The organism is Telluria sp. ZT3P26, from assembly GCF_059686035.1.
The window spans coordinates 80254-91315 of the sequence record NZ_JCASII010000004.1 but is presented as its reverse complement, the minus strand read 5'-3'; the positions used below and the strand labels follow the sequence as shown (position 1 = coordinate 91315).

Sequence of the window (11062 nt, the reverse complement as noted above, 5' to 3'; positions counted from 1 at the left end):
AGACGATGCCTACTCCATCAGCCTGCTACTGCAGTCACGGTTCACACGTTTCAGCCGGGTGGTGCCCTGACTGAAAAAATAGCGGCCCTGTGCGGCGCCATCGATATCGCGATTGTTGACAGCGCGACTCCATTGCAGTGCGGCGGTATCCGCATCGAGCTCGAGAAACGCATAGGTCTGGATTTCTACCCAATCAGGCTGCGTCGGCGCTGCGTGGAGATAGTAAATCATGTGACTGTCGGGAAGCGATTGAACACGGTATTTCGTCCCCAGCCGCACATAGGCGCTATCCGGGAATTGGGGGCCCACGTCTCTCGCCCAGATGCGTACGACGCCCTTGCAGCTCGCGACCAGAAGGTCCGACGTGCCTTCCGCCACCGAATCATCAGGGCTGATCGTTTGCGACGTCAACGTCCCTGACCATACGCCGTCTCCCAGCGGAGAGGGTGCGTCGCCCTGGATTGGCGGCGCGGCGCAGCCCAGCAGGGCCAGGGCCAGGACGGCCGGGAATAGCATTTTCACGATTGCTCCAGAAAGAGAATATTGCTGTGCGCTGACCATCGCGCGCACGAAGTCACATCAGGCCACGAGCCACTTCAGCCGCCCTGCCCTGGCGGCAGACTGTCCCACAGGTCGCCCGTCGGGCTGATGCGCGGCGCGGTCACGCCAAAGTGCTGGTAGGCCAGCGGCGTGGCGATGCGCCCGCGCGGGGTGCGCTGCAGATAGCCCTGCTGGATCAGGAAGGGTTCGAGCACGTCTTCGATCGTGTCGGCCGCTTCGCCGATGGCGGCGGCCAGGTTGCCGATGCCGACCGGGCCGCCGGCAAACTTGAACAGCACCGCTTCGAGCAGCTTGCGGTCCATCACGTCGAAGCCCACGCTGTCGACGTCGAGCATCTTGAGGGCGCGGTCGGCGATATCGCGCGTGATCTCGCCCGTGCCTTTCACCTGCGCGAAATCGCGCACGCGGCGCAGCAGGCGGTTGGCGATCCGCGGCGTGCCACGGGCGCGCTTGGCCACTTCGCGCGCGCCGTCTTCGTCGATCGGCGCCACCAGCAGCGCGGCGCTGCGCAGCACGATCTTGGTCAGCTCGGGAACGTTGTAGAACTCCAGGCGCGCCACGATGCCGAAACGGTCGCGCAGTGGATTGGTCAGCATGCCGGCGCGCGTGGTCGCGCCCACCAGCGTGAACGGCTGCAGGTCGAGTTTCACGGAACGCGCGGCCGGGCCTTCGCCGATCATGATGTCGATCTGGTAGTCCTCGAGCGCCGGGTACAGGATCTCTTCGACCACCGGCGACAGGCGGTGGATCTCGTCGATGAACAGCACATCGTTCGGTTCGAGATTGGTCAAGAGCGCCGCCAGGTCGCCCGGGCGCTCGAGCACGGGGCCGGACGTCTGGCGCAGGTTCACGCCCATCTCGCGCGCGATGATGTGCGCGAGCGTCGTCTTGCCCAGGCCCGGTGGCCCGAACAGCAACGTGTGGTCGAGCGCCTCGCGCCGGTTGCGCGCGGCCGTGATGAAAATCTCGAGCTGGTCGCGGATTTTCTCCTGGCCGACGTATTCGTCGAGCTGCTTGGGCCGCAGCGCGCGCTCGATTGCCTCTTCGTTGGGCGAGGCCGGCGCGGCGTCGATCACGCGCTGTTCGGTAAAGTTGTCGGTCTGGATACTCATTGCTTACATCCGGTCAGGCTTTGGAGAGCGCCTTGAGCGCAAATTTGATGCCATCCGAGACGCTGGCGCCGGCTGGCATGTTCTTGATCGCGAGCAGCGCTTCCTTGTCGGAGTAACCCAGCGCGGCGAGCGCGTTGAGCACGTCGGTCTGCGTGTCGTCGCGCGGCACGCCGGCCACCATGCCGATATCGGCGCCGAGCTTGCCTTTCAGTTCCAGCAGCAGGCGCTCGGCGGTCTTCTTGCCGATGCCGGGCACCTTGACCAGGCGGCCCGTCTCTTGCAGTGTGACGGCCTGCGACAGCTCGGCCACGGTCATGCCGGACAGGATCGACAGCGCCATGCGTGCGCCGACACCGGTAATCTTGATCAGTTGCCGGAACAGCGCGCGTTCAGACGCGGTGCCAAAACCGAACAGCAGGTGCGCATCTTCGCGTACGGTCAGGTGCGTAAACAGCACGACTTTTTCGCCCGTGTGCGGCAGGTTGTAGAAGGTGCTCATCGGCACATCGACTTCATAGCCGACGCCATTGCAATCCACCAGCACGTGCGGCGGCGCTTTTTCGAGCAGGGTTCCGGAGAGACGACCGATCATCGAATGAGTTCCTTGTTATGAGACGAGACGGCTGTTTTTCATGCGCAGCCCGATCATGTCGGGCGCAATCGCGCCCAGCAGGGCCAGCGTGTCGATCGTGTGGGCATGGCAGATCGCGACGCCGAGCGCATCGGCGGCATCGCTGCCCGGCAGGCCCGGCAGCTTGAGCAGGCGCGCGACCATGTCCTGCACCTGCGGCTTGGCCGCGCGGCCGGTACCGACGACCGCCTGCTTGACCTGCACCGCCGTGTATTCCGCGACGTCGAGGTCGGCGCCTACGAGCGCCGTGATGGCCGCGCCGCGCGCCTGGCCCAGCAGCAGCGTCGATTGCGGGTTGACGTTGACGAACACTTTTTCGATGGCGGAACAGGCCGGCTGGTAGGTCGCGATGATTTCGCTGACGCCGTGCAGGATGACTTTCAGGCGTGGCGGCAAGGCGCCTTCCAGCCCGGTCTTGATGGTGCCCGAAGCGATGTAGCGCAGCTTCGTGCCGTGTTTTTCAATGACGCCGAACCCCGTCGTGCGCAGGCCCGGGTCGATGCCGAGAATAATCATGCTGGAATGTTACCCCGGCTGGGGGTGTTCGTGGGAAAAATACTGTGCAAAAACACAGGGGCGCACCATTTCGGCACACCCCCGTTAGACGCCAGCCAGGGCGGCAGGTTTCCCGCGGCCCTCGCCTTGCCAATGAATCAATGACGGAAGTGACGCGTGCCCGTGTACAGCATGACGACGCCGCGCTCGTCAGCGGCATCGATGACTTCCTGGTCGCGCATCGAGCCACCCGGGTGGATCACGCAGGTCGCGCCGGCATCGACGACGACGTCCAGGCCGTCACGGAACGGGAAGAATGCATCCGACGCCACGGCCGAGCCGGTCAAGCTCAGGCCGGCGTTCTGGGCCTTGATCGACGCGATGCGCGCGGAGTCGATGCGGCTCATCTGGCCGGCGCCGACGCCCAGCGTCATGCCGTTACCGCAGAACACGATCGCGTTCGACTTGACGAACTTGGCCACGCGCCACGCGAACATCAGGTCTTGCAACTGCTGCGGCGATGGCTGCAGCTTGGAAACGACGCGCAGGTCTTCCATGCCGACGTTCTTCGCGTCTGGCGACTGCACCAGCAGGCCGCCGCCGACGCGCTTGACGTCGTAGGCATTCTGGCCGGCGCCCAGGGCGATTTCCAGCAGACGCACGTTCTGCTTGGCCGACATGATCTGGCGCGCTTCGGCGGTGAAGCTCGGCGCAATCAGCACCTCGACGAACAGCTTGGCCAGCGCTTCGGCCGCCTTGCCATCGACTTCGACGTTGAAGGCGATGATGCCGCCAAAGGCCGAGGTCGGATCGGTCTGCAGCGCGCGCGAATAGGCGTCCAGTGCATCCACGCCAATTGCCACGCCGCACGGATTGGCGTGCTTGACGATCACGCAACCGGCCGCCTGGCCCAGGCCGCCAAGCGACTTGACGCATTCCCAGGCCGCATCGGCATCGGCGATATTGTTGTACGACAGCTCTTTACCCTGCAGCTGACGGTAGTTGGCCAGTGCGCCGTCGATCGTGACGAGGTCGCGGTAGAAGGCGGCGCCCTGGTGCGGGTTCTCGCCGTAGCGCATTTCCTGGACTTTCTCGAAGCCCATGTTCAGCGTGGCCGGGAAGTTCGAGCGGGTCGCGTGTGCGCGGTCTTCGCCCAGGCTGGTCAGGTAATTGGTGATCGCGCCGTCGTACTGGGCGGTGTGTGCGAACACTTTCTTGGCCAGGCGGAACTTGGTCTCGTAGCTGACCGGACCGGCATCGCCGCCCGAGCCCTTCATTTCAGCCAGCACGACGCCGTAGTCGGCGGGGTCAACGACCACGACTACGTCGCGGTGGTTCTTGGCGGCCGAACGCAGCATCGTCGGACCACCGATGTCGATGTTCTCGATCGCATCTTCCAGCGAGCATTGCTCTTTGGCGACGGTTTGCTGGAACGGGTACAGGTTCACCACGACCATGTCGATCTGCGGAATATTGTGCTCTTCCAGTTTCGCGATGTGCTCAGGGAAATCGCGACGGGCCAGGATGCCGCCGTGCACTTTCGGGTGCAGCGTCTTGACGCGGCCATCGAGCATTTCCGGGAAACCGGTGTAATCGGCCACTTCCGTGACTGGCACGCCATTTTCTTGCAGCAGCTTGGCGGTGCCGCCAGTGGACAGGATGTTCACGCCCAGCTGGTTCAGCGCGCGCGCGAAATCGAGCACGCCGGTCTTGTCGGATACGGAAATGAGAGCTTGTTTGATCATGGTGAGGCCTATGGTTGAGAATTCCTGGCGCCGGAGCTGGAGACCGTTGGGTCTCCGGGGCCGCGCAGGAAGCGCAGCCAACCGGCAACGCTTAGAGCAGCCCGTGCTCTTGCAGTTTCTTGCGCAATGTATTGCGATTGATGCCCAGCATCTGCGCGGCATGCGACTGGTTGCCGTCGGCGCGCGACATGACCACTTCGAGGACGGGCTTTTCGACGGTCAACACCATCATGTCGTAGATGTTGGTCGGTTTTTGCTCGCCGAGATCGTTGAAATAGTCTTCAAGACTCTTCTGGACGACTTCCTGGATACTTTCTTTGCTCATGTCTTTGCTGCTTCATCCTGGTTGTGTGATTACTGCCCGGCTTGCTGCACTGTCTTGCTGCATCGATGGGCAGCGCGTCCCCAATTGTTCTTCTTGTCGCTGGTTGTGCTGGTGTTCTATGCGGCGATCGCGTCCACGGCGGGAAGCGCGGGGCGGTATTGTAACCGCTCGCCATGGCGGTGCTGTGATTTCAGGAAGTCATCCATCGCAGCGAGTTGCTCGGCGGTCGATTCCAGCAGATTCATGCGCTGACGGAATTCTTCGCCACCAGGCAGATCCTGGACATACCAGCCGATGTGCTTGCGCGCGGTGCGCACGCCGATGAACTCGCCATAGAAGGCGTAGTGCGCCGGCAAGTGCTCGTGCATCAGCTCACGCACCTCTTCGACCAGCGGCGCCGGCATGTGTTCGCCCGTGCGCAGGAAGTGATCAATTTCGCGGCAGATCCATGGCCGGCCCTGGGCCGCCCGGCCAATCATGACGGCATCCGCCCCGGTGTAGTCGAGCACGAACCTGGCTTTCTCGGGCGTGGTGATGTCGCCATTGGCCACCACCGGGATGCCGACCGACGCCTTCACGGCGCGGATGGTGTCGTACTCGGCGTCGCCCTTGTAGCCGTCGGCCCGGGTGCGGCCGTGCAGGGTCAGCATCTGGATGCCGGCCTGCTCGGCCAGACGCGCGATGCGCAGCGCGTTCTTGTTTTGGCGATCCCAGCCGGTGCGGAACTTCAGCGTGACCGGCACATCGACGGCCTCGACCACCGCGTGCAGGATGCGCTCGACCAGGTCTTCGTGCTGCAACAGGGCCGACCCGCACCAGCTGTTGCAGACCTTCTTGACCGGGCAACCCATATTGATGTCGATGATCTGCGCGCCACGCTCGACGTTGAACTTCGCGCAATCGGCGAGGTCTTTCGGGTCGGCGCCGGCGATCTGCACCGCCTTGGGCTCCATCTCGCCCGCGTGGTCGATCCGGCGCGACGTCTTTTCACTGGCCCACAGGCGCGGATTGGACGCAGCCATCTCGGACACCGCATAGCCCGCGCCGAGCTGCTTGCACAGTTGTCGGAACGGACGGTCCGTCACACCAGCCATCGGCGCGACAAAGACGTTATTACGCAGGAGATAAGGACCTATTTGCACAGCTGGCAGACTCAAAAGTGACACGGGAACCTGCTATTTTACCTCAAGCGCTGCTCAATTTATCAGCACAATTTTTCAAATTGTTGTGTGTGCGATATTGGCAAGGTCAGGAAATGGGGAATGAGACGCTCGCGTAGCGTGGACGGCGTCGCCGTCCACGCGGCGATCGCTATGGGCGCCGGTCACGCGAGGGGCAACTCCACCGCCAACCAATCGGCGCCGGTTGAGTGCGGGACAACCCCACCGCCAACCATCACCGCGTGGAAGGCGGAGCCTTCCACCCTACGGCAACTCGTCGAGGGCGGGTTGGCGCAGGTGGTCGACTTCGCCCCAGCTGAGCAGGCGCAGCTTGCCCTGCTCGACCGCAAAGCGGTTGATGCTGGCGTTGTGCACCTTGAAGTCGCGCGGGGTGTCCAGGGCCAGGCCCAGTGCGGCGCGGTAGGCGCACTCGAGCACGCCGCCGTGGGCCACCAGCGCCAGCGTCTGCCCGGGATGGCGCGCAGCATGGGCCGCGATCGCCGTCGTGACGCGGTCAAAAAAGGCGCGGAACGATTCACCCTGATTGTTGCCTGGCGGCAGGGTCGCATCGATGTTGCGCGCCTGCCAGGCGGCAAACTCCAGCGGATAGCGGGCCGCGATCTCACTATAGAGCAAACCTTCGAAGCCGCCGTAGCAGCGCTCGCGCAATTGCGGATCGACCTGCACAGCCGGGGCTATGCCCCGCGCGCGCAGGATTGCCTCGGCGGTTTGCCGGGCACGCCCCAAGTCGCTGGACAGTACGTGGTCGATGGCTTCACCGGCCAGGGCCGCGCCAAGCAGCGCCGCCTGGCGCTCGCCTTCGGCATTGAGCGGGATATCGAGATGGCCCTGCAACCGGCGTTCGGCATTCCAGGCGGTTTCGCCGTGGCGGATGAGCAGGATCGTGGTCGCGCCCCGGGGCGCTGTGGTCAGGGTCATGAGGTTCTGGTGCCCGAACCTCGGGCCGATCGGATGAATACGCTATTTTGGCAGATCGGCGACGGCGTGGGGATTGAGCGCATACGTACCGAAGATGCACGCCTCGTCGAGGATGTGCCCGTAGATCGCGATGCGGGCTTCTGGCCCCGTAAAGCGCCCCGTGAGCGGCAGGCGCGGCATATCGAGTGCATACAGGGTGAACACATAATGATGCACGCGCTCGTCGTTCCAGGGTGGACACGGGCCATCATAGCCATAGAACTCGCCGGCCAGGGCGGGGTCATTGATAAACCAGCGGGTATAGTCATTGATGCCGTGACGCAGCTGGTGCTCGGTGCCGTTCTTGATGGTGAACGGCACCAGCGGACCCGGCTTGCCATGCGGCGTGACGCGATTGGAGAACCTGCCCTCGGCCAGCGCGGTCAGGCACACGGGAATATCGGCCAGCGTCCAGTGGAAAAAAGCGGTACGCGGCGCCGTCAGCGGTACCGTGCAACCGTCGATATTGACGCGGCGTGCATCGCGCGGGACGTCGGGATCGTGGCAGACCAGCACCAGCGATTCGGTGCCGGTCGGCACGTCGTCCCAGGCAATGTGCGGGTTGCGGTTGCTCGACAGCCTGACGTGGGTGGCAGGGTCGCCCACGGCGAACGCGCAGGCAGCGGGAATGGCAGCCCCGTTGGTAAATGAATTGCTCCAGATGCGCATGGCTCCTCCTGGCTACTGGTTTTGACACCTGCAGCCAGCCGGGGTTTCAGCGCGTTGCTACGACCGGATCAACGCGCAACCAGAATGTCACGGGCCCGTCGTTGATGAGCGACACCTTCATGTCGGCGCCGAACACGCCGGTTTCTACCTGGCCGTGGCGCGTGCGCGCCTGGCGCACGGCGTGATCGAACAGGCGCCGGCCGTCTTCCGGCGCGGCGGCCGGCGTGAACGATGGCCGCGTGCCGGATTTGGTATCAGCCGCCAGCGTGAATTGCGGCACCAGCAGCAGGCCGCCATTGACGTCGGCCAGGCTGCGGTTCATCTTGCCAGCCTCGTCCGAAAAGACGCGGTAGCCCATCAGCTTGGTCAGCAGCAGGTCGGCTTCGCGCTCGGTGTCGCCCTTTTCGGCGCACAGCAATACCAGCAGGCCGGGACCGATGGCGCCGACGGTCGCGCCGTCGACGCGCACTGCCGCTTCGCTCACGCGTTGCAGCAGGCCGATCATGCCAGCGTCACGCGCGCGAACTTGCGCTTGCCCACTTGCACGACGAGCGTGCCGGCAGCCACCTGCAAGCCTTTGTCGGCCACGACGGCGCCATCGATACGCACGCCGCCCTGGTCGACCATGCGCATGGCTTCGGATGTCGATGCGCACAGGCCAGCTTGCTTGAGCAATTGCGCCACGCCCATCGGGGCGCCCGACAGCGATACTTCCGGCACGTCGTCGGGGATGCCGCCCTTGGAACGGTTGACGAAGTCGGCCAGCGCATCGTCGGCCGCCTGCGACGAGTGGAAGCGCGTCACGATTTCCTTGCCCAGCGCCACTTTGGCGTCGCGCGGGTTGGCGCCGCCGTCGATCGTCGCCTTCAATTGGGCGATGTCGTCCAGCGAGCGGAACGACAGCAGATTGAAGTACTTCCACATCATGTCGTCGGAAATGCTCATCAGCTTGCCGAACATGGTGTTCGGTGCTTCGGTGATGCCGATGTAGTTGTTTTTCGACTTGGACATCTTCTCGACGCCATCCAGGCCTTCGAGCAGCGGCATGGTCAGGATGCACTGCGGCTCCTGGCCGTAGTCCTTCTGCAGTTCGCGGCCAACCAGCAAGTTGAATTTCTGGTCCGTTCCACCCAGCTCAAGGTCGGACTGCAAAGCGACCGAATCGTAGCCCTGCATCAGCGGATACAGGAACTCATGCACGGCGATCGGTGTCCCACTCTTGTAACGCTTGGTGAAATCGTCGCGCTCCATCATGCGCGCTACTGTATACCGCGACGCCAGCTGGATCATGCCGCGCGCGCCGAGCGGATCGCACCACTCCGAGTTGTAGCGCATCTCGGTGCGGCCGGCGTCCAGCACCAGCGAGGCCTGACGGAAGTACGTCATCGCGTTTTCTTCGACCTGCTCGCGCGTCAGCGGCGGCCGGGTTGCGTTGCGCCCCGACGGGTCGCCAATCATCGACGTGAAGTCACCGATCAAGAAAATTACCTGGTGACCCAGATCTTGCAATTGACGCAACTTGTTCAGCACCACCGTGTGACCCAGATGCAAGTCTGGCGCCGTCGGGTCCAGGCCCAGCTTGATGCGCAGCGGTGTGCCGGTTTGTTCTGATCGCGCCAGTTTTTGCGCAAAATCGGCCTCGACCAGTAACTCGTCGACACCCCTTTTTGCTATGGCGAGGGACTCGAGAACGCGGTCAGTCAGAGGAAGGCGCACAGGCGCATTTACCATGGAATTGCCGCTAGGAACTGCAGTTGAGGTCATAAATTCGTGTAGGAAATTGGCTAAAACGGTTGTAGGACCACATCTTTTGGTATAATTCACGATCCTGTTTTCGTTTCCCAAAGAAAACTTTGTTAAACGTCATGAACATGGCCCTTGAAAGTTCAGCCGCAAATTTTAACTGATTGCATGAACCCTATACAGAAAATCACCCGTCAGACACTGCTGCAGCTGGTGCCGAAGACCCGCAAAGCCCGCGTACTAAGCGCCGGCGCCGTCTTCCTCAGCATGTGCGCCTTTGGCGCAGTAGGTGTCGCCCCGATCGCCAGCGATCCTTCCGACCTGCCCGTGACCTCGGTCGCGACGAACCTGGAACTGCCAAATCTGGCATCCCAGATCGCCGCGCTCCAGCAAGACGAGCAGCAATTCATCCACGAAGAACGCATCCGCCGCGGCGATTCGCTCGGCTCGCTCTTCACCCGCCTTGGCATCGAAGATGCACAGGCACAGAAATTCGTTCGTTCCGACAAGCTGGCACGTCGCCTGCTGTCGCTCCAGACCGGCAAGCGCATTCAGGCCGAGACCGATGAAAACGGCCTGCTGCTGTCGATGCGCGCCACCGTCATCGATGGCAAGAACGGCAATGCACGCACGATCAGCGTCGAACGCAAGGGCGAATCCTTCGTCGCCCTCGAAGCGCCTGCCAAGCTCGAGCGTCGCGTCGAAATGCGCTCGCGCGACATCGCTTCGTCGCTGTATGCAGCCACCGACTCCAACGTCGACGGCGGCAGCCTGCCTGATTCGATCGTCGGCCAGATCATCGAGATGTTCTCGACCGATATCGACTTCCGCACCGACGTCAAGCGCGGCGACCGCTTCAATGTGGTCTACGAGACCTTCTGGCTCGACGGCGAACAGGTCAAGACCGGCCGCATCCTGGCTGGCGAGTTCGTCAACCGCGGCGTGGCGTACCAGTCGGTCTGGTACGAAGACCCGATCACCAAACAGGGCGGTTACTACACCCTGGACGGCAAGGCACTGAAAAAAGCCTTCCTGAAGTCGCCACTCGAGTACTCGCGCATTTCGTCGGGCTTCTCGATGCGCGTGCACCCGCTGTCGGGCAAATGGAAAGCGCACAAGGGCGTCGATTACGCAGCATCGACCGGCACCCCGATCCGCGCCGTGGCTGACGCTACCGTCGACTTTGCCGGCAACGGCAATGGCTACGGCAATATGGTCGTGCTCAAGCACTGGTCGGCCTACAGCACCGCCTACGCGCACATGAGCCGTATCGCGCCAGGTCTGCGCAAGGGCGCCAAGATCAGCCAGGGCCAGGTCATCGGCTACGTCGGTTCGACCGGCTGGTCGACCGGCGCCCACCTGCACTACGAATTCCGTGTTGCAGGCGTGGCCAAGGATCCAAACCAGTACAAGTCGCTGGCGCAGCAACCGCTGAGCCAGGCAGAACTGGGGCGTTTCCGCATGGCTGCCGCCGAGATGAATCACCGCTTCTCGCTGCTGGGTCCAAGCGGTTCGGCCATGGCCGCCCGCTAAGACAGCTTCAACCCTGTCCCGACGCCCTCCGTTGCATTTCGATGCCGGAGGGCGTTTTGTTTTGTGGCCTCTGTCGATCGCCCGTGCGACGGATCCTCAGTTAACTATCA

12 protein-coding genes are annotated in these 11062 nt (G+C 63.2%); 1 reads left to right on the top strand and 11 read right to left on the bottom strand.

The window, feature by feature from the left end:
• Positions 1-9: 9 nt before the first annotated feature.
• From AC56LN_RS14110 to tyrS, 11 genes are all read right to left on the bottom strand, one after another.
• Complete coding sequence (locus AC56LN_RS14110) at positions 10-522, bottom strand: hypothetical protein (RefSeq protein WP_332532576.1); 513 nt, start codon at positions 520-522, stop codon at positions 10-12.
• A gap of 74 nt (positions 523-596) precedes the next feature.
• Complete coding sequence (gene ruvB / locus AC56LN_RS14105; protein ID WP_258836665.1) at positions 597-1673, bottom strand: Holliday junction branch migration DNA helicase RuvB; 1077 nt, start codon at positions 1671-1673, stop codon at positions 597-599.
• 13 nt (positions 1674-1686) lie between these two features.
• Positions 1687-2265: a Holliday junction branch migration protein RuvA gene (gene ruvA / locus AC56LN_RS14100; RefSeq protein WP_332532574.1), complete on the bottom strand. Its 579-nt coding sequence runs from the start codon at positions 2263-2265 to the stop codon at positions 1687-1689.
• A gap of 15 nt (positions 2266-2280) precedes the next feature.
• Positions 2281-2820 carry a crossover junction endodeoxyribonuclease RuvC gene (gene ruvC / locus AC56LN_RS14095; protein WP_183556793.1) on the bottom strand — a complete coding sequence of 180 codons (540 nt, stop codon included), beginning with the start codon at positions 2818-2820 and terminating at the stop codon, positions 2281-2283.
• A 137-nt stretch (positions 2821-2957) separates the two neighbouring features.
• Positions 2958-4544, bottom strand: coding sequence for a bifunctional phosphoribosylaminoimidazolecarboxamide formyltransferase/IMP cyclohydrolase (purH, locus tag AC56LN_RS14090; RefSeq protein WP_183556791.1), 1587 nt, complete (start codon positions 4542-4544; stop codon positions 2958-2960).
• A gap of 91 nt (positions 4545-4635) precedes the next feature.
• Positions 4636-4869, bottom strand: a complete 234-nt coding sequence (locus AC56LN_RS14085; protein WP_005667930.1) for a helix-turn-helix domain-containing protein — start codon at positions 4867-4869, stop codon at positions 4636-4638.
• Positions 4870-4985: 116 nt separating this feature from the next.
• The gene (gene dusB, locus AC56LN_RS14080; protein ID WP_482897338.1) at positions 4986-6011 is read right to left on the bottom strand and encodes a tRNA dihydrouridine synthase DusB; all 1026 of its coding nucleotides are present in this window, start codon (positions 6009-6011) and stop codon (positions 4986-4988) included.
• A gap of 282 nt (positions 6012-6293) precedes the next feature.
• The gene (locus AC56LN_RS14075; protein WP_499572594.1) at positions 6294-6968 is read right to left on the bottom strand and encodes a histidine phosphatase family protein; all 675 of its coding nucleotides are present in this window, start codon (positions 6966-6968) and stop codon (positions 6294-6296) included.
• Between the two features lie 42 nt (positions 6969-7010).
• Positions 7011-7676, bottom strand: coding sequence for a YbhB/YbcL family Raf kinase inhibitor-like protein (locus tag AC56LN_RS14070; protein WP_499572593.1), 666 nt, complete (start codon positions 7674-7676; stop codon positions 7011-7013).
• Positions 7677-7722: 46 nt separating this feature from the next.
• A complete protein-coding gene (gene dtd, locus AC56LN_RS14065) occupies positions 7723-8181 on the bottom strand; it encodes a D-aminoacyl-tRNA deacylase (RefSeq protein WP_499572592.1) in 459 nt (152 codons plus the stop codon).
• A complete protein-coding gene (gene tyrS / locus AC56LN_RS14060) occupies positions 8178-9407 on the bottom strand; it encodes a tyrosine--tRNA ligase (RefSeq protein WP_499572590.1) in 1230 nt (409 codons plus the stop codon). The genes dtd and tyrS overlap by 4 nt, the downstream gene beginning before the upstream one ends.
• Before the next feature lie 180 nt (positions 9408-9587).
• Between tyrS and AC56LN_RS14055 the strand changes: the two genes are divergently transcribed.
• On the top strand, positions 9588-10952 hold the full coding sequence (locus AC56LN_RS14055; protein ID WP_499572588.1) for a peptidoglycan DD-metalloendopeptidase family protein: 1365 nt from the start codon (positions 9588-9590) through the stop codon (positions 10950-10952).
• The last annotated feature ends 110 nt before the right edge of the window (positions 10953-11062 follow it).

What these genes read in the sequence shown, in the direction of transcription:
- tyrS (WP_499572590.1), bottom strand. Translation starts at nt 9,407, where the DNA reads ATGGTAAATGCGCCTGTGCGCCTTCCTCTGACTGACCGCGTTCTCGAG.
- ruvC (WP_183556793.1), bottom strand. Translation starts at nt 2,820, where the DNA reads ATGATTATTCTCGGCATCGACCCGGGCCTGCGCACGACGGGGTTCGGC.
- purH (WP_183556791.1), bottom strand. Translation starts at nt 4,544, where the DNA reads ATGATCAAACAAGCTCTCATTTCCGTATCCGACAAGACCGGCGTGCTC.
- AC56LN_RS14085 (WP_005667930.1), bottom strand. Translation starts at nt 4,869, where the DNA reads ATGAGCAAAGAAAGTATCCAGGAAGTCGTCCAGAAGAGTCTTGAAGAC.
- dtd (WP_499572592.1), bottom strand. Translation starts at nt 8,181, where the DNA reads ATGATCGGCCTGCTGCAACGCGTGAGCGAAGCGGCAGTGCGCGTCGAC.
- AC56LN_RS14070 (WP_499572593.1), bottom strand. Translation starts at nt 7,676, where the DNA reads ATGCGCATCTGGAGCAATTCATTTACCAACGGGGCTGCCATTCCCGCT.
- AC56LN_RS14055 (WP_499572588.1), top strand. Translation starts at nt 9,588, where the DNA reads ATGAACCCTATACAGAAAATCACCCGTCAGACACTGCTGCAGCTGGTG.
- ruvA (WP_332532574.1), bottom strand. Translation starts at nt 2,265, where the DNA reads ATGATCGGTCGTCTCTCCGGAACCCTGCTCGAAAAAGCGCCGCCGCAC.
- AC56LN_RS14075 (WP_499572594.1), bottom strand. Translation starts at nt 6,968, where the DNA reads ATGACCCTGACCACAGCGCCCCGGGGCGCGACCACGATCCTGCTCATC.
- ruvB (WP_258836665.1), bottom strand. Translation starts at nt 1,673, where the DNA reads ATGAGTATCCAGACCGACAACTTTACCGAACAGCGCGTGATCGACGCC.